Annotated in this window: 11 protein-coding genes; 2 read left to right on the top strand and 9 right to left on the bottom strand. The window is 73.2% G+C overall.

What is annotated here, in order from left to right:
- Nucleotides 1-27: 27 nt before the first annotated feature.
- The 5 genes from IE265_RS21475 to IE265_RS21455 all read right to left on the bottom strand — a co-directional run bounded on the left by IE265_RS21475 (nucleotide 28) and on the right by IE265_RS21455 (nucleotide 4,084).
- On the bottom strand, nucleotides 28-951 hold the full coding sequence (locus IE265_RS21475) for an LLM class F420-dependent oxidoreductase (protein WP_190037277.1): 924 nt from the start codon (nucleotides 949-951) through the stop codon (nucleotides 28-30).
- 167 nt (nucleotides 952-1,118) lie between these two features.
- A complete protein-coding gene (locus IE265_RS21470) occupies nucleotides 1,119-1,580 on the bottom strand; it encodes a DUF6099 family protein (protein WP_190037276.1) in 462 nt (153 codons plus the stop codon).
- A gap of 202 nt (nucleotides 1,581-1,782) precedes the next feature.
- A complete protein-coding gene (locus IE265_RS21465; RefSeq protein WP_190037275.1) occupies nucleotides 1,783-2,127 on the bottom strand; it encodes a nucleotide pyrophosphohydrolase in 345 nt (114 codons plus the stop codon).
- Entirely contained in the window at nucleotides 2,124-3,305 is a 1,182-nt protein-coding gene (locus tag IE265_RS21460; protein ID WP_190037274.1) for an AAA family ATPase, read from the bottom strand. The genes IE265_RS21465 and IE265_RS21460 overlap by 4 nt, the downstream gene beginning before the upstream one ends.
- 389 nt (nucleotides 3,306-3,694) lie before the next feature.
- Nucleotides 3,695-4,084 carry a cell division protein SepF gene (locus IE265_RS21455; protein ID WP_190037273.1) on the bottom strand — a complete coding sequence of 130 codons (390 nt, stop codon included), beginning with the start codon at nucleotides 4,082-4,084 and terminating at the stop codon, nucleotides 3,695-3,697.
- A gap of 362 nt (nucleotides 4,085-4,446) precedes the next feature.
- On the opposite strand from IE265_RS21455, the gene IE265_RS21450 reads away from it, so the two are divergent.
- On the top strand, nucleotides 4,447-8,733 hold the full coding sequence (locus IE265_RS21450; protein ID WP_229916373.1) for a bifunctional nitrate reductase/sulfite reductase flavoprotein subunit alpha: 4,287 nt from the start codon (nucleotides 4,447-4,449) through the stop codon (nucleotides 8,731-8,733).
- 282 nt (nucleotides 8,734-9,015) lie between these two features.
- On the opposite strand, the gene IE265_RS21445 is transcribed toward IE265_RS21450, so the two are convergent.
- A complete protein-coding gene (locus tag IE265_RS21445) occupies nucleotides 9,016-10,518 on the bottom strand; it encodes an MFS transporter (protein WP_229916364.1) in 1,503 nt (500 codons plus the stop codon).
- A gap of 175 nt (nucleotides 10,519-10,693) precedes the next feature.
- On the opposite strand from IE265_RS21445, the gene IE265_RS21440 reads away from it, so the two are divergent.
- Nucleotides 10,694-11,158: a MarR family winged helix-turn-helix transcriptional regulator gene (locus IE265_RS21440; protein ID WP_190037270.1), complete on the top strand. Its 465-nt coding sequence runs from the start codon at nucleotides 10,694-10,696 to the stop codon at nucleotides 11,156-11,158.
- A 47-nt stretch (nucleotides 11,159-11,205) separates the two neighbouring features.
- On the opposite strand, the gene IE265_RS21435 is transcribed toward IE265_RS21440, so the two are convergent.
- The 3 genes from IE265_RS21435 to IE265_RS21425 form a co-directional block, all read right to left on the bottom strand.
- Complete coding sequence (locus IE265_RS21435; protein ID WP_190037269.1) at nucleotides 11,206-14,712, bottom strand: WD40 domain-containing protein; 3,507 nt, start codon at nucleotides 14,710-14,712, stop codon at nucleotides 11,206-11,208.
- 104 nt (nucleotides 14,713-14,816) lie between these two features.
- Complete coding sequence (locus IE265_RS21430) at nucleotides 14,817-16,157, bottom strand: class I SAM-dependent RNA methyltransferase (RefSeq protein WP_190037268.1); 1,341 nt, start codon at nucleotides 16,155-16,157, stop codon at nucleotides 14,817-14,819.
- Between the two features lie 184 nt (nucleotides 16,158-16,341).
- On the bottom strand, nucleotides 16,342-18,396 hold the full coding sequence (locus tag IE265_RS21425; protein ID WP_190037267.1) for an APC family permease: 2,055 nt from the start codon (nucleotides 18,394-18,396) through the stop codon (nucleotides 16,342-16,344).
- Nucleotides 18,397-18,665: the final 269 nt, after the last annotated feature.

Below are 18,665 nucleotides of genomic sequence, written 5' to 3'. Positions count from 1 at the left end.
AACGCACCGACGCACGCGACGCACCCCCTAGGCGAGCTGCGACTGCACCCGGGTCGAGATGAGCTCCAGGTGGTCCAGGTCGTCGAGGTCGAGGATCTGGAGGTAGATCCGCTGGGAGCCGGCGGCCGCGTACGCCCCGATCCTGTCGGCGACCTCGTCCGGGGTGCCGGCCAGGCCGTTCGCCTTCAGCTCGTCGACCTCGCGGCCGATCGCCGCGGCCCGGCGGGCCACCTCCGCGTCGTCCTTGCCGACACAGGCGACGAGCGCGTTGGAGTACACGAGGTCGGTGGCCCTGCGACCCGCGTCCTCCGCCGCCTTCGCCACCCGGCCGAACTGCCGCTCGCTGTCTGCGACCGAGGCGAAGGGCATGTTGAACTCGTCGGCGTAGCGCCCGGCGAGGCGCGGGGTGCGCGTCGCTCCGTGCCCGCCGATGAGCACCGGCACCCGGGACTGCGCGGGCTTGGGCAGCGCGGGTGAGTCGGTCAGCTGGTAGTGGGTGCCGTCGTAACTGAAGGTCTCGCCGGTCTTCGTCCCCCACAGCCCGGTGACGATCGCCAACTGCTCCTCCAGACGCGCGAACCTCTCCTTCGGGAAGGGGATGCCGTACGCCTTGTGCTCCTCCTCGAACCAGCCTGCGCCCAGGCCCAGTTCGACCCGGCCGCCGGACATCTGGTCGACCTGCGCGACCTGGATCGCCAGCACGCCCGGAAGCCGGAACGTGCCCGCCGTCATCAGCGTGCCCAGTCGGATGCGCCGGGTCTCCCGGGCGAGTCCGGCCAGGGTGATCCAGGCGTCCGTGGGCCCGGGAAGGCCATCCGAGGAGCCCATGCTGAGGTAGTGGTCGGAGCGGAAGAAGGCGTCGAAGCCGAGGTCCTCGGTGGCCTTCGCCACGGCTAGCAGGGTGTCGTAGGTCGCCCCTTGCTGGGGCTCGGTGAAGATTCGAAGATCCATGCCTCCATCCTGCACGCTCGGGCGCCCGCCGAGGCCGTCGGTTCCGCCGGGCGACTGCGTCCCCGGTCGGGTGAAATCCGGCGGCCAGCGGCGCCGGGTCCCGTGCCCGCCGGTGACCCGCCCGGCACCCGAACCCGTGCCGGCCTCGCTCCCCGTCGCGGACCCGCCTAACCCGCCGTCGCCCCCTGGTCCCGTACCGCCAGCTTGCGGAGCATCTCCAGCACCCGGTCGCGGGCCTCGTCCGTCGCGTCGATCGCCTCCATGCACTGCCAGTAGGTCCCCTCGTCGGCGGCGGCGCAGGCCGTGCCGACGAGGGCTATGCCGACCTCGGCGAGAAGCCCGCCGAGGTCGGAGAGAGCGCTGCGGGCGTCCCCCAGTTCGGTGAGCTGGGCCGCGCGCAGGCTTCCCAGGTCCGGAACCGGTGCGTCCAGCACCCCGCATCCCCGGCCGGCGAGCTCGGTCAGTCCGAGTGCCTCGCCCCGTAGTTCGGGCGGGCCCGACACCGCCAGCCGGCTGCCTATCGCCTGGGCGAGCGCGTGCGCCTGCCAGGCCTCCGTCATGATCTCGGGGACGTCGCCGCTCCCCATCAGGGCACACCTGCTCGCGCCGATGAGCCGCACCGCTTCCATGCGCTGCCCCCGTCTGTCCCGACGCGCTTGACACACGCCTGCCCGAACTCCGCCTGTCCACTACCCAGAGTGAGGTCCATCGGGACGAAAAGCCAGAGGAAGACCGAAATCTGTGGACACGGAATTGATTGTGGACAGATCGACAACTCCGGAGAGTGACAGAAGAGTTGAAAATCCCCCTCAGGGCGCGGCGGGTGGACGATCAGACGTCCGCGCCCGGCTCCTTCCCCACGGGAAACCTGAGTTCATTCCGGTCGATCTTCGCATCGAGAGCCGCAAGGGGATCGATACCGAGCACCCCGCACAACTGCAGCAAGTACGCCAGCACGTCGGCGACCTCGTCCGCCACCCGAGGCGCCCTCCCGGGGTCGTCCATCACCCGGGCCGACTCCTCGGGGGTCAACCACTGGAAGATCTCCATGAGTTCGGAGGCCTCCACGCTGAGCGCCGACGCGAGGTTCTTCGGCGTGTGGAAGGGCTGCCAGTTCCGCGCCGCCGCGAACTCGGCCAGCCTGCGCTGCAAGGTCGCCACATCAAGTTCCGTCACGGCCCAAGGTGTACCACCGTGACCCCGTCCACCCCCGCCGCCCAGCTCGCGTCGGTCACGGCCGCGACCAGCCGGATGTGGCCGCGTTCGCACATCCGGGCCGCCAGCCGCAGAAGGCACTCCCGCTGGCGTGCGTCCAGGTCGCGGTCGAACCCGTCGGCCAGGACGGTGAGCGTCTGCAGTGCCGGGGGCACCTCTCCGGCCGGGTCCACCTCCAGCACGCCGGGCCCGGTGAGGAGCACCAGGGAGAGCGCGAGATGCCTCAGCTCGCCGTCCCCCAGGTGCCCGAGCGGCGTCCGCAGTCCGTCGCCGCGGTCGAGCAGGGCCCGCACCGTCGCGTCGGACCCGCCGGGCGGGTGTTCCGCCAGGAGGTCGCGGACCGGACCGGAGCATCCCGCCCTGACCTCGTCGACGAGCAGTCCGTGGCGGACGGCGCACTCGGCCCGGGTGCGCCGGAGCACTTCGGCGAGGTTGCCGCAGCCGCGCGACAGGCGCCCCGCGCCGAGGGGCACGGGGGCGCGCATCGTGCGGGGCTGCGGGTCGCAGGGGAAGACGGAGCGCAGCGCGACGACCATCTGCTCGGCGGCGGCGAGGACCTGCCGCTGGCCGTCGGTCCTGCCCGCGACGCGCAGTGGCAGCAGTGCCGTGCCCAGCCGGTCGTCGGGGAGCGGCGCGCGGGTGACGGGGGACGACCCGGCGGTGTGCCACGCGGCCTGCACGCTGCGCTTTCCGGGGTCGCGCAGCGCGGTCTCCAGGAGGGTCGGTCCGCCCGCGGTCAACCGTTCGCCGACGATGCGCAGTTCGGGTTCGGCCTGCACCGCGAGGTCGAGCCGTACGGGTCCTTCGGGGCCGTCCGCCGTGCAGCCGATGCGGAAGCCCCGCCGCCGCTGGGCGTCGGGGCGGGCCCGCTCGGGTACGCAGGCGACGGGGTCGGGGAACACCTCGCCGAGCTCGGCGCCGCCGCCGAGCCGGGCGAGCGCCTCGTACGCGCGCAGGGCGCTGGACTTGCCGCTGCCGCTGGGCCCGGCGAAGAGGCTGAGCGGGCCGAGGGGGAATCCGGCGCCGCGGTGCGTGGCGAAGGAGGAGAGCCGCAGTTCGGTGACGCAGGGCCGTTCCGGGTGGGCCCGCTGGGGGCGCGCCACGGCCTCCGCCCGGTTCGCGGGAGTTGTCGGGGTCATATCCGGACGGTAGGGCTCCGGGTGAAGGCCGAACCGTTTCGTCCGACGATCTTCCTACGAACGGGGTACCGGACGCCGAAGTACGCCCGGCGGGACGCCCCGCCGATCCGGCACCCACTCCCGAGCACTCCCGAGCACTCCCGAGCACGCAGCGCCGGATTGCCCCCGGAGCGGCCTCACGACCGGACACCCGGAAGCCCGTCACGGCCCGGAAGCCCCTCACGGCCGGTCGCCCCGGGACGCCCCACGGCCGCCGGGCCCGCAAGAACCCGGCGGCCCCCGCGAGTCCGGCCGCCCCGACGAACCCGTCCGGCCCCGCCGACCCGGCCGCCCGCAACGCCTCCGGCGACCCCCGACGAATCAGAGAGCCCCGGGGACCCCACCCGTGTTCACGCGCCCGGTATCCCCGCCCCCTGGATGAGTCCGCCCACCTCGGTGCCGGGCGGCGTGAGCAGGAACACGTTCCGGTCGACCCGGTGCATCCCGCTCGCCAGCCCGAAGACGACGCCCGTACTGAAGTCCAGCACCCGCTTGGCGACGTCCGTCTCGGCGCTGCTGAGGTCCAGGAGGACCGGTACGCCCGCCATCAGGGTCTCGGCGACCTCGCGCGCGTCCGCGAAGACATTGACCCGGAGCACCACGAAACGGCGCCTCGCCTCGGTCCGCGCCTCGGGCATCGACCGGTGGTCGACCGCCGAAGGCCATGCGTCGCGGCCCCGCAGCGGCACGACCTGGGCGAGCCCTTCCCATTGTTCATCGGTGACGTCGTGGCTGTTCACCGGCTCCCCCCGACCTGACTCGCACTGATTGCCTGCACCGACCAATTCTTACGCATGGTCACCCGTTCGGCCCAATAACGACACGGACCGCAGCCGGTGACGCCCGCCACGGGTTCCCTCACACCGGCCCCGCGGGCGCTGTGTGGCGGGCGTAACTCTTCATGATCGCGCCACGTGACACAGGCGTAACGGGCAATTCGTACGCTCACGGACCGAGGCCCCGTTCGGGCGCCGGTCCGTGGACGGACCGGGCGCGGCGCGGGGCGGCACAGGGAACGTACGGAGAAGGGCAGCGTGTGACCACGACCACCCCCACGACGCGGGTCCGCACGGTCTGCTCGTACTGCGGCGTGGGCTGCGGCATGGTCCTCGACATCGGGGCGGGTCCGGACGGACGGCGTACGGTCCTGAAGGCGTCCGGGGACAAGGCGCACCCGGCGAACCGGGGCCGGCTGTGCACGAAGGGCGCGACCACCGCGGACATGCTGGCCGCGCCGGGGCGGCTGACGACCGCGCTCGTGCGGGACGACCGCGGCGCCGAGCCGGTGCCCGCTCCCGTGGACGCGGCGATCGCCGAGACCGCGCGGCGGCTGCGCGCGATCATCGACGAGCACGGGCCGGACGCCTTCGCGTTCTACGTCTCGGGGCAGATGAGCCTGGAGGCCCAGTACCTGGCGAACAAGCTGGCCAAGGGGTTCGTGGGGACGAACCAGATCGAGTCCAACTCCCGGCTCTGCATGGCGAGCGCGGGCGCCGGCTACAAGCTGTCGCTGGGCGCCGACGGGCCTCCCGGCTCGTACCAGGACTTCGAGAAGGCGGACGTCTTCCTCGTCATCGGCTCGAACATGGCGGACTGCCATCCCATCCTCTTCCTGCGGATGATGGAGCGGGTGAGGTCGGCGGGGGCGAAGGTGGTCGTCGTCGATCCGCGGCGCACCGCGACCGCGGACAAGGCCGACCTGTTCCTGCGGATCAGGCCGGGCACGGATCTGGCCCTGCTGAACGGGCTGCTGCACCTGCTCCACGAGAACGGGCACACGGACCAGGCGTTCGTCGCCGCGCACACCGAGGGCTGGGAGGCGATGCCCGCCTTCCTCTCCGCGTACACACCCGCGGCCGTCGCGGAGACGACGGGCGTACCGGAGGCGGACCTCCGGGAGGCGGCGCGGCTCATCGGCGGGGCGGGCGAGTGGATGAGCCTGTGGACCATGGGCCTCAACCAGTCGACGCACGGGACCTGGAACACGAACGCCCTCGTCAACCTGCACCTCGCGACCGGTGCGATCTGCCGGCCCGGGTCGGGCCCGTTCTCCCTCACGGGGCAGCCCAACGCGATGGGCGGTCGCGAGATGGGCTACATGGGGCCGGGGCTGCCGGGACAGCGGTCCGTACTCGTCGAGGAGGAGCGCGCGTTCACCGAGGAGTTGTGGGACCTGCCGCCCGGCACGCTCCGCGAGGACGGGGCCGGCACGGGCACGGTCGACATGTTCCGCAGGATGGCCGACGGGGCGATCAAGGCGTGCTGGATCGTCTGCACCAACCCGGTCGCCTCGGTGGGCAACCGCCGGACCGTCATCGAGGGCCTGGAGGCCGCGGAGTTCGTCGTCACCCAGGACGTCTTCGCGGAGACCGAGACGAACGCGTACGCGGACGTGGTGCTGCCGGGTGCGATGTGGACCGAGGCCGAGGGCGTCCTCGTCAACAGTGAGCGCAATCTGACGCTGGCGCGCCAGGCCGTGGAACCGCCCGGCGAGGCGCTCGCGGACTGGCGGCTGATCGCCCGGGTGGCCTGCGCGATGGGGTACGAGAAGGGGTTCTCGTACGACAGCGCGGAACAGGTCTTCGAGGAGATCAAGCGGGCCTGGAACCCGAGGACCGGGTGGGACCTGCGGGGTGTCACGTACGAGCGGCTGCGGGAGACGCCCGTGCAGTGGCCGGCCGCGCGCGAGGACGGCCCCGACCGCAATCCGATCCGGTACGTCGAGAGCGGGACTCCGCTCTTCCCGACGGCGAGCGGACGTGCCGTGTTCCACGCGCGCCCGCACCTGCCCCCGGCGGAGATGCCCGACGACGACTTCCCGTTCGTCCTGAACACCGGGCGCCTGCAGCACCAGTGGCACACGCTCACCAAGACGGGCCGGGTGGCCCGGCTCAACCGGCTCGATCCCGGACCGTTCGTGGAGGTGCACCCGAGCGACGCCGAGGCGCTCGGGGTCGGCGACGGCGACCGACTGGAGGTCGCGTCGCGGCGCGGACGGGCGGTGCTTCCGGCGGTGGTGACGGACCGGGTCCAACCCGGTTGCCTGTTCGCGCCGTTCCACTGGAACGACCTGTTCGGCGAGTACCTGAGCATCAACGCGGTGACGAGCGACGCGGTGGACCCGGTGTCCTTCCAGCCGGAGTTGAAGGTGTGCGCGGTGGCGCTCACCAAGGTGGGCGGTCCGGTGGACGCGGCGCCGGGGGGCCGAAGGGGTGCGGCGGCCACCCCGACCGGTACGTCTCCCGGCGGCGCGGCCCCGGGTTCGGGCGGGGTCCCGGCCGGCGCCCTCACCCCTACGGCCGTGGTGCCGGGCGCCTCGGGTCTCGCGAATGGTGCTGGTGGCGCGGATGGTGCGGGCGCCGTGGTTGCAGCAGGTGTCGCGGGTCCGGCGGGTGGGACGCCCGCGGGGGTGGCGGCCCGTACCGCGGCGGCCCTCGGCGTGGATGCCGCTCCGCCGCCCGTCCTCACCTCGCGCGAACGCCGTTACCTGGCCGGCTTCCTCGCGGGCATCCCGTCGGGCGCCACCGGCGTCCCCGTCCTGCCGTCCGACGCCCCGTTCGACCCCGGGCACGCCCTGTGGGTGAACGGCCTGCTGGCCGGGATGTACTCGCGCTCGGCGGACACCCCCCGGTCCGCGGCCCCGCCGGTCCGCGAGGTCGTCGTGCTGTGGGCCTCGCAGACCGGCAACGCCGAGGAGTTCGCGGCGGCCGCCGCGGAACGGCTCGTCGCGACCGGGCACCGGGCGACCCTCGCCGGGATGGACGACACGGACCCGCACGCGCTGCCGCGGGGCGCGGACCTGCTGCTGATCACCAGCACGTTCGGCGACGGGGACGCTCCCGACAACGGCTCCGGCTTCTGGGAGGCACTGGACACTCCAGAACCGCCCAGCCTGGACGGTGTGCGGTACGCCGTGCTCGCCCTCGGCGACTCCTCGTACGACGACTTCTGCGGGCACGGCCGCCGACTCGACCGCAGGATGGGCGAGTTGGGCGGTGTACGGCTCGCTCCGCGCACGGACTGCGAACCGGACTTCGAGACCGGCGCGCGGGCCTGGCTCGACCAGGTGCTGACCGCGCTCGCCCCCGGCGGGCAGGAACCGGTCCCGGGCGCAGAGGCAACCGGCCCCGGCTCCCGCTCCGGCTCCGGCTTGGGCTCCGGCTCCGGCTCCGGCTCCGGCTCCGGCAATCAGGGGGTCTCCCCGGCACGGACACCGGCGCCGGTCGTCCGCGAGCGGCCCGTCGCCGCTCCCGTCACCAGGCCGGGCAGGGCCTCGCCGGTCACCGCCCGGCTCGTCGGCAACCGGCTGCTCAGCCGGCCCGGGGCCGGCAAGGAGGTACGCCGCTTCACCTTCGACACCGGCGAGAACGGCTCCCCGCTGCTGTACGAGGCGGGCGACGCGCTCGGCGTACGTCCGGTCAACTCCCCCGCGCTGGTGCGGGAATGGCTGGAGGCCACCGGCTGCGCGCCCTCGGCCGCCGTGGAGGTCGAGGGAGTCGGCGGGACCACGCTCGGCGAGGCGCTCGGCCGGCATCTCGACATCACGCGGATCACCCCGGACCTGCTGCGCTTCGTCGCCGAACGCACCGGCGACCGGCGTGAGTTGCGGCGGCTTCTGCGACCGGACAACAAGGACGGCCTGGCGCAGTGGAGTTGGGGCCGACAGGCCGTCGACGTGCTCACCGAGCATCCGGTGCGGGCGGACGCCGCCGAGTGGGCCGGAGTCCTGAAGCGGCTCCAGCCGCGCCTGTACTCGATATCCTCCAGCCCGCTCACGGACCAGCACCTCGTGTCGCTGACGGTGTCCGTCGTCCGGTACGAGAGCGTCGGCGGGCAGGCCCGCGGCGGAGTCTGCTCAGCCTTCCTCGCGGACACCGAACCGGGCACGTCCGTACCGGTGTTCGTACAGCGCTCACCGCACTTCCGGCCCCCGCAGGACCCGGCGGCGGCGATGGTGATGGTCGGCCCCGGCACCGGGATCGCGCCGTTCGTCGGCTTCCTCGAGGAGCGCCGGGCCCAGGGGCACCGGGGGCCGAACTGGCTGTTCTTCGGCGAGCAGCACCGGGCCACCGACTTCTACTACGAGGACGAACTCGCCGCGTTCGTCGGGGACGGCACGCTGATGCGGCTGGACACGGCGTTCTCCCGCGACCAGCGCGCCAAGGTCTACGTCCAGGACCGGATGCGCGAGCACGGCCCCGAACTGTGGTCCTGGCTGCGCGACGGCGCCCGGTTCCATGTCTGCGGCGACGCCTCCCGCATGGCGAAGGACGTCGACCGCGCCCTGCGGGACATCGCCGTCACGCACGGCGGCCTGGGCGACGCGGAGGCTGCCGCGTACGTGAAGCAGTTGGCGGCGGAGAAGCGGTACGTACGCGACGTGTACTGACCGGCGCCCCGCCCTCAGCCCCCGTCCAGCCCCCACCGTCTCCCACCGGTGGCGCCGACGGCCGTGCGCGGCCGGCTCCGGGCGCCGCACACGCGAGCGGCCGCCCCGCCGGGGTGCGGGGCGGCCGGTGCCGGGGTCGCGGGCCGGTGCGCGTCCGTGAGGCCGTGAAGCCCTGAGGCCCTGAAGCCGTAAAGCCGTGAAGCCGTGAAGCCGTGAAGACGGGGCGTACGCCGGTCGGTGGCGTCCGGGCGTCGGACTCGGCGGCGCCCGGACGCCACCGGCTCAGGCCTTGGCCTCGAAGGCGGTCCCGGCGTTCTCCGCCGTGCCGGGGGCGGCGAGGGGGGCCGTTCCGGGGCCCGGCAGCGCGCCCGGCCTGGGAACCGGGATGAGGAAGGCGACGGCGGCGGCGACGAGGCCCACACCGCAGCCGATCAGCATGGCGACGCGGAATCCGTCCTCGCTCGGCAGCGCGAATCCGCCGAAGTCCGTCGTCATCTGCGCCAGGACCACGGCGATCACCGCGGCGGACACCGAGCTGCCGATCGAGCGCATGAGCGTGTTGAAGCTGTTGGCCGACGCCGTCTCGGACTGGGGTACCGCGCTCATGATGAGGGCGGGCATCGCCCCGTACGCGAAGCCCACACCCGTGCTGCAGACCAGCGTGACGACGAGCAGGCCGCCGGTGGAGCCGAGCAGCGGCAGGGAGACTCCGTAGCCGAGGGCGATGATCAGGGCGCCCACGGTCAGCGTGATCTTGGGGCCGCGGGCGGCCGAGAGCTTGGCGCCGATCGGCGAGATCAGCATCATCATCAGGCCCGCCGGAGCCATCCACAGGCCCATGGCCAGCATCGACTGGCCGAGCCCGTATCCGGTCGCCTCGGGAAGCTGCAGCAGCTGGGGCACGACGAGGGACTGGGCGTACATCGCGAAGCCGACCAGGATCGACGCCGCGTTGGTCATCAGGACCTGCGGACGGGCCGTGACGCGGAGGTCGACCAGCGGGTCGCGGGTACGCAGCTCCCACCAGCCCCAGGCGAGCAGCGCGGCGACCGCGGCGCCGAGCAGCCCGAGGGTGGTGGCGCTCCCCCAGCCCCAGTCGGCGCCCTTGGAGACGCCGAGGAGCAGGCAGATCAGTCCGGCGCCCAGGCCGAGCGCGCCGAGCAGGTCGAAGCCGCCCGCGGCGGTGTTCGCCCGGTCCGCGGGGACCAGGAACCAGATCAGGGAGGCGACGGCGACGGCCAGCGCGGCGACGACCCAGAACAGCACGCGCCAGCTGGCGTTCTCGGCGATCGCCGCGGAGAACGGGAGGCCGAGCGCGCCGCCGACACCGAGGGACGCGCTCATGATCGCGATGGACGAGCCGAGCTTCTCCGCGGGCACGATGTCGCGCAGGAGGCTGATGCCGAGGGGCACGACGCCCATGCCGAGGCCCTGGAGGCCCCGTCCGGCGATCATCGGGACGACGGTGGAGGACAGGGCGCAGACCACCGAGCCCACGACGAGCGGGAGCAGCGAGACCAGCAGCATCGTGCGCTTGCCGTACATGTCGCCGAGCCGTCCGGCGACGGGGGTCGCGACGGCCGCGGCGAGCAGGGTCGCGGTGATGACCCAGGAGGCGTTCGAGGCGCTGGTGTCGAGCAGGGTGGGCAGTTCGCCGATCAGCGGGACCACGAGGGTCTGCGTGATCGCGGCCACGATGCCCGCGAAGGCGAGGATGGCGACGACACCGCCCGGGCGCCGCTCGGCCTGGGAACTGTCGACACTGTCGGTGTCCAGTCCATCCACGGGGACTCCTTCTACGTTTCCGGACCATGGCGCGACGGCACCACGCGGGCAGATTGCATCGTGCATAGAATGTGCATCATGCACTTCGAGTGCATCTTACACATCGCAACCACCGCTCCATCCGGACGGCCGTGCGCTTCCGGGGGGCGGCCGGGCCGGAAGCCGAAGGACCCACATGGAGAATCCGACCGCCCTCATCGAGTTCGAGGCCATGCTGCTCGGCCGCCACCTGCACCTGCTCACCCCGCACGCGCGGGGCCTGGACGGACGGCTCGACCGCAGCGCGTACCTCCTGATGAGCCGCATCCGGGCACAGGGGCCGATGTCGATCGGCGAGCTCAGCGCGGCCTTCTGCCTCGACGTCTCCACCCTCAACCGGCAGACGGCCGCCATGGCGCGGGCGGGTGTCGTCGAACGCATCCCGGACCCGGCCGGGGGCATCGCCCGCAAGTTCGCCATCACGGCCGAGGGCGAGCGCCGGCTCACCTCCGACCGCGCGCGCAACGTCACGGGCCTCGAACGGGTGCTGGCCGACTGGACCCCCGAGGAGGTGGCGGAGTTCGGGTCGCTGCTGGGCCGCCTGAACCGGGACCTCGAACGCCACGACGCCCGACCCTGGCCGCGCGGCACGTCGACGTGAGCCCGGGGCGGGCGGTTGCCTTCGGCACCGGCGGCCGTCCGCAGCCGTCAGACGGCGGCCAGGTACTCGAAGGCGAACAGCCCGGCCGTCGTGCCCGCGAACAACGCCCGGCCGTCCGCGGACCAGGAGCACGACCACACACCGCTGTCGGTGCGCATCATGGTCAGGACCTCCCCGCTCGCCGGGGCGTGGACGCGTACGGTCTCGTCCGCGCCGCCGGTCGCGAGGCAGGAGCCGTCGGGGCTGAAGGCGACCGCCCGCACCGGCGCGCGATGACCGGTCAACAGGCGGGTCACGGCCCCGGTGGACGGGTCCCAGAGCCGCACGGTCGTATCGCCGCCGCCCGTGGCCAGGAGCGAGCCGTCCGGGCTGAAGGCCACCGTGTGCAGTTGGTCGGTGTGGCCGGTCAGGGTGCGCACGGTGTCGCCGGTGGACGTGTCCCAGAGCCGCACCGTCGCGTCGTGGCTGGCGGTGGCCAGCAGGCGGCCGTCGGGGCTGAAGGCGACGGCGCGCACCGGCCCGCGGTGGCCGTTCAGTATGCGGACCATGTCGCCGGTCGAAGGGTCCCAGAGCCGTGCCGTCGCGTCCCTGCTGCCGGTGGCCAGGCGGGTGCCGTCCGGGCTGAACGCCAGCGCGTCGAGCTGGTCCGTGCGTCCCCGCAGGGTGCGTACCGTCGCCCCGGTGGCCATGTCCCACAGCCGCAGGGTCCGGTCGCTGCTGCTGGTCGCCAGCCGGGTGCCGTCCGGGCTGAACGCCACCGCCAGCACCGCTCCCCCGTGCCCGCGCAGGGTACGGGCGACCTCGCCGGTGGCGGGGTCCCAGACCGGCACCGAGGTCTCGCGGCTGCTGGTGGCGACGCAGGAACCGTCCGGGGCGGCGGCGACGGCGTACAACTGGTCGGAGCGGCCGGTCGACCGTACCGGTGTGCCGCTGGAGGTCGGGTCCCACGCCAGGGCGATGCGATCGTTCCCACCGGTGACGAGGCGGGTGCCGTCCGGGCCGAAGGCCACCGCGAGCACCGCACCGCGGTGTCCGGTCAGGGTGCTGACCGTGCCGCCGGTCGCGGTGTCCCAGATCCGCAGCGCGGCGACATGGCTGCCGGTGGCGAGGCGGGAGCCGTCCGGGCTGAAGCCCGCCGCCCGCACCACCCCGGACAGTTCGTGCAGGGCCTCCTCCCCACCAGGCCCCCAGATCCGCAGGGTGCGGTCATTGCTGCAGGTCAGCAGGCGGGAGCCGTCAGGGCTGAACGCCAGCGCGCGCACCGGCCCGCGGTGTCCGGTCAGCACGCGCGGCGCCCCGACGCCGGTGGCGGGCCCGCCACCCGGTCCGCGGCCCCGGCCGAGTGCCACGACGTCCCAGATCCGCGCGGTCGCGTCCGCGCCGCCGGCGGCCAGCCGCGAGCCGTCCGGGCTGAACGCCACCGCGGACACGAGACCCCCGTGCCCCGTCGCCGTGTGCAGCGGTTCGCCGGTGGCCGGGTCCCAGATCCGCACCGTCGTGTCGCTGCCCCCGGTGGCCAGGAGGGTGCCGTCCGGGCTGAACACCACCGCGAGGACCGCTCCGTCGTGCCCCGTCACGGTCCGTACGGCCCGGCCGGTGGCCGCGTCCCAGATCCGCACGGTCGCGTCACGGCCGCCGGTGGCCAGCAGGCGGCCGTCGGGACTGAAGGCCACGGCGCGCACGGGACCGTGATGGCCCGTCAGGATGTGCAGGGCCTCCCCGGTCGCGGAGCTCCATATCCGTGCCGTCGTGTCGCGGCTGCCCGTGGCCACGCGTTCGCCGTCCGGGCTGTACGCCACCGCGTGCACGGGCCCGCGGTGGCCGGTCAGGGTGCGCATCAGGGCCGGGTCGGGCAGGTCCGGCGGGGGCCAGCGGTCGACGAGGACGGGAGTGCCGGCGGGCACCGGACGGGCGGGCCGGTGCGGGGCGCCGGTGACCCGGCTGCGCAGGACCGCGTCGAGGGCGTGCGGCGGGGTAGTGGGGGTGAGCAGGTGGGCGGCCTGGGCCAGTTGGCGTGCGAGGGGCCGGCCCGCAGCGCCCAGGCGGTCGAGGTCGCGCCACGGGGCGGTGGGGCCGCGCTGGTGCAGGCGGGCGCGCATCCACCGGAAGTCACCGGCGAGGGCGAGGGCGCCCTCGGAACGGCGGGCGTCGAGGAAGTGCTCCACGAGATGGTCCAGCAGGTAGCCGTCGGTGACCCGCCACCAGGGCGCCGCGCCGTCCTCGGCCGCGGGCAGGGAGGCCTCGACGGCGTCGAGCAGAGCGGCGTTCGCCGCGCCCAGCCCGGCGGGACCCAGTTCCGAACGCAGGTAGTCGCGGACCACGTCGTGGACGGTGACGGCTCCACCGGGCACGGTGGTCCCGATGCCGAGCAGCGACAGGTCGGCCATCTGCTTGCACAGGGCGCGGGTCGCGGTCTCGTCGAGGTTCCCGGTGGCCCGCCACAGCGTCGCCACCAGGTCGACGGGCACGCTCTCGTCCTCGGCGAAGATCCCGAGTTCGTGGAAGCGCCGCTCGGCCTCCTCGTACGACAGGAGGGTCGAGGCGGCGCGGATGCTGGCCCGTACGGCGGTGTTGCGCCGGTCGGGGTTGTTGAGGTCGAGGCTGCCGCCGGGGTCCTGGACGGCGGGGCCTTCGGCGCGCAGCCGCCGCAGGAGCGTCTCGGCCGCGGCGGTGGGATCGGCTCCGGTGGCCGTCTGATCGGCGATGAACTTGTTCGCGATGCCCAGCAGCAGCGCCCATCGTCCCGTCGCCGCGACCAGTTCGTCCACCGCCTCGCGGCGCGGCGGAGCGGGGAGGCGGCGGGTGAGCAGGAGCCTGGCCTGCTCCACCGTCATGCGGTCGACCTCGATCCGTACGGCGGCGGCCGGCAGCACATCGGGCCGGCGCGTGGTCACCAGCCGCACGCAGGACCGCTCGGCACCCCGCAGGAACGGGGTGAGCTGCTCCCGTTCCCAGACGTCGTCGATGATCAGCAGGGTGCGCGGCCGGCCGGCGAGGAGCGTGCCCAGGTGTGCTCCGGCGCGCTCGGGGTCCGAACCGGCCTCGGTGGTGTCGCCGGTGATCAGGCGGGTCTCCTCGGCGACCTTCGCGGCGACGGCCGCACGGCCGCGCACGTCCCGGCCCATGGTGATCAGGTGCACGCCGCCCGGGAACCGGCGCTGCACGGAACGCTGGGCGGCCACGTATCTCGCCAGACTGGTCTTCCCGAACCCGCCGGCCCCGTGCAGCCCGGCCGTGATCGCCACCGGGGCGCCGCTCCCCCAGCGCCCGGCACGCCCGCGGACGGCCCGGACGACGGCGGCCGCCTCGTCCCTGTCCACCCACCACTCCGGCACGTCGGGCGGCGCCGGACGAGTGGTCGCGGCCGGGTGCGCGCCCGGCACCGCGCGCAGGGAGACCGCCAGGGCGACCAGCCCCGCCGTCGAGCCGAGGACGCTCGCCAACGGGTCGGCGACACCCCAGCCGTCACGAACCGCCGTCACCAGCAGCCACACCGCGGCCGCCGCGCATACGGCGATGACGGCGCGTGCCACCCAGCGTCCCCGTTGTCCCATGGGGCCCGATCATTCCCGCCGGCACCGTCGCAGTGCCAGTCCCCCACCACCCCCGGACCCGGCGGGTGACGCCCGGCGCCGACGCCTGGACGCGCGACGGCGGGTCAGGCGTCCTTCTTCACCGGCTCCAGGATCGCCACGCACTCCACGTGATGCGTCATCGGGAACAGGTCGAACGCCCGGAGCGTCCGCACCTTGTAGCCGCCGTCCCGGAAGTACGCCAGGTCGCGGGCGAGGGCCGCCGGGTCGCAGGCGACGTACGCGATCTTGCGGGCCTTCAGCGAGGCCAGGTGCTGGACCGTCTTCTTGCCCGCACCCGCCCGGGGCGGGTCGAGGACGATGAGGTCGACCTCGGAGATCCCGGTGCGCGGGAGGATCGCCTCGACCTTGCCCTGCTCGATCCGGACGCGGTCGAACGCGGCGAGGTTGTGCCGGGCGTCCTCGACGGCGCGCTTGCCGGACTCGATGCCGAGGACGGCGCCCTTGTCACCGATGCGGTCGGCGAGCGCGCCGGCGAACAGGCCGACCCCGCAGTACAGGTCGAGGGCCATGTCGCCCTTGCGCGGCAGCAGCCCCTGCATGACCGCCTTCACCAGGGTGTCGGCCGCCATCGGGTGGACCTGCCAGAAGCCGCCGCTGCCCACGCGGTACGTGCGGTCGTCGGCGCGCTCGCGGACGAACCCGCGGCCGTGCACGCGGTGGATGCCGCCGTCGTGCTCCTCGACGCGCATCACGGAGACGGGCCTGTCGAGTTCGACGAGGGGCAGCCGGGCACCGGGCCTGGGTTCGAGGATCACCATGCGGTCGTGCGAACCGGTCGCGGCGATCACGTCGACCGACTCCATGCCGGACCAGTCGCGCTCCTCGATGCCCAGCTCGGACACGCCGGGCGCGGCGATCATGCAGTGCTCGACGGGCTCGACGTCGTGCGAGCGGTGGCGGCGCAGACCCGCGTTGCCGTCCGGGTCCACCGCGTACTGCATGCGCGTGCGCCACTGCGGCACCTGGCCCGCGGGCAGCTTGTCGCCCTCGGCGGGCATCACGGTGCCGTCCCAGCCGGCCTCCTCGGGGGTGAGGCCGGCGAGCCGCTGGAGCTGCTCGGCGACGACCTCGCCCTTGAGGCGGCGCTGCGCGCCCGGCTTGGCGTGCTGCCAGTCGCAGCCGCCGCAGCGGCCGGGCCCGGCGTACGGGCACGGGGCCTCGACCCGGTCCTTGGAGGCCTCCAGGACCGTGACGGCGTCCGCGCGCAGGAAGCGCGAGTCCTCCTCGCCCTCGGTGACCCGTGCGACGACCTTCTCGCCGGGCAGCGCGTGCCGTACGAACAGCACCTGGCCCCCGTCGGTGCGGGCGATGCAGTGTCCGCCGTGGGCGACCGGGCCGATCTCGACCTCGTACTCCTGCCCGACCAGCGACCCCGCCTGCGATTTCTTCGGTTCTGCCTGCATGGCGGGGTGACTCCAGATGCGAAATGGGGAACGGCCGGACAACAGCCCACCAGTCTACGTGGACGTCGCCCGGCCGCTCACCACGAAGGCGTCCGACCGACCTCACCGCTCACCACGAACACACCCGTGCCCGCGCCCGGACAACCAGGCCCCCGCACCGGCTCCGAACGTCCCGGGCCTCGGCTCAGCCCTTCTTGGGGGCCGAGGGCTCCTTCGGGCGCTGCTCGGCGGGACCGCGGCGTACGGAACCGGGCGCGTTCCAGTTCTGCCGCTTGCCGGCCCGCTTCTTGGCGGCCTCCGAGGACTCCAGCTGGTAGGGGACGGACGTCACCATGACGCCCGGGGTGAACAGCAGCCGCCCCTTGAGCCGCAGCGCGCTCTGGTTGTGCAGCAGGTGCTCGTACCAGTGGCCGACGACGTACTCGGGGATGATCACCGAGACGACGTCGCGCGGGGACTCGCGGCGCAGTCCCTTGACGTACTCGATGACCGGCCGGGTGACCTCGCGGTACGGCGAGTCGAGGACCTTCAGCGGCACGGTGATGCCGCGGCGCTCCCACTCCTCGCGCAGGGCCTTGGTCTCCGCGGCGTCCACCTTGACGCTGAGCGCCTCCAGCGTGTCGGAGCGCATCAGCTTGGCGTAGGCGAGGGCGCGCAGGGTCGGCCGGTGGATCTTGGAGATCAGTACGACGGAGTGGACGCGCGAGGGGCGCACGCTGTCGTCGGACGGCCCCTCGGGCGCGGCGATCTCCGCGGCGACCCGGTCGTAGTGCTTCCGGATCGCGGACATCGTCGCGTAGAAGATGACCATGCCGAGCAGCGCGACCCAGGCGCCGTGCGTGAACTTGGTGCTCAGTACGACCACGAGCACGAGCCCGGTGAAGAAGGCGCCGAACGCGTTGATGGCCCGGGAGCGGACCATGTGGCGCCGCTTGGCCTGGTCCTTCTCGGTGGCCAGGTGGCGGTTCCAGTGCCGGACCATGCCGGTCTGGCTGAGCGTGAAGGACACGAACACGCCGACGATGTAGAGCTGGATGAGGCGGGTCGAGTCGGCGCCGTAGACCCACACCAGCAGGATGGCCGCGCCGGCGAGCAGCACGATGCCGTTCGAGAACGCGAGGCGGTCGCCGCGGGTGTGCAGCTGGCGCGGCAGGTAGCGGTCCTGCGCCAGGATCGAGCCGAGCAGCGGGAAGCCGTTGTACGCGGTGTTGGCGGCCAGGAACAGCACCAGCGCGGTCGCCGCGGCGAGCACGATGAACAGGAAGCTGCCGTCACCGAAGACGGCTTCGGCGACCTGCGAGATCACGGGGTTCTGGACGTAGTCGGAGCCGACGGCGACGCCGTTGTCGAAGAGGTCCTTCGCCGGGTTCTCGGCCATCCGGACGTTGGTCGTCATGGCCAGGGCGATGATGCCGCAGAACATGGTGACGGCGAGCAGGCCCATCATCGCGAGCGTCGTCGCCGCGTTCTTCGACTTGGGCTTGCGGAACGCGGGCACGCCGTTGCTGATCGCCTCGACGCCCGTGAGCGCGGCACAGCCGGAGGAGAACGCGCGCAGCAGCAGGAACACGAGGGCGAAGCCGGCGAGGCCCTGGTGCTCGGGCTTGATCTCGAAGTCGGCGGTGGGCGCCTTCATCTCGTCGCCGAGGACGAGTCCGCGGAACGCGCCCCAGGCGATCATGAGGAAGACGCCGGTCACGAAGACGTAGGTCGGGATCGCGAAGAGCTTTCCGGACTCCTTGACCCCGCGCAGGTTCATCAGCGTGAGGAGCACGATCACGGCGGTCGCGCAGAGCACCTTGTGCTCGACGACGAAGGGGACGGCCGAGCCGAGGTTCTCGATGCCGGAGGCGATCGACACGGCGACGGTCAGGACGTAGTCGACGAGGAGCGCGCTGGCGACGGTGAGGCCGGCCCGGGGGCCGAGGTTGGTGGTGGCCACCTCGTAGTCGCCGCCACCGCTCGGGTAGGCGTGCACGTTCTGCCGGTACGAGGCCACGACGGTGAACATGAGGACGACGACCGCGAGGGCGATCCAGGGGCTGAAGTGGTAGGCCGACACGCCCGCGATGGACAGCACGAGGAGCACTTCTCCGGGCGCGTACGCGACGGAGGAGAGCGGGTCGGACGCGAAGACGGGGAGTGCGATGCGCTTCGGCAGGAGCGTCTCTCCGAGCCGGTCACTGCGCAAGGCGCGCCCGATCAGGATCCGTTTGGGCAGGTCGGTCAGTTTGGACACGGAGAGGATCGTAAGCGGTCGCACACGGCCTCGCCCACCCTCCCCCGCACTCGGCGGCGACCGATCGTGGTGACGTTTGTCCGGGTTCTGCCCTCCGAGTGAAATCCCACGGGCGTCCGGTTGCGGATTCCACGGCGAAGTCGGATTCCGTGCCTATATGAAAAAGGCCAAATCTTTGCCTTCCGTTGCCCGTTCATGGAGGTCCCATGCATGCCACCGCGGAACTCATCGGCGCCGCCGCCGGACTCGTCGGGCTCGGCGTTCTGACC

Origin of the sequence: Streptomyces fructofermentans (assembly GCF_014651055.1) — a bacterium.
GTDB classification, from domain to species: Bacteria; Actinomycetota; Actinomycetes; order Streptomycetales; family Streptomycetaceae; genus Streptomyces; species Streptomyces fructofermentans.
The sequence above is the reverse complement of the archived record's forward strand: the minus strand, read 5'-3'. Positions and strand labels throughout refer to the sequence as shown.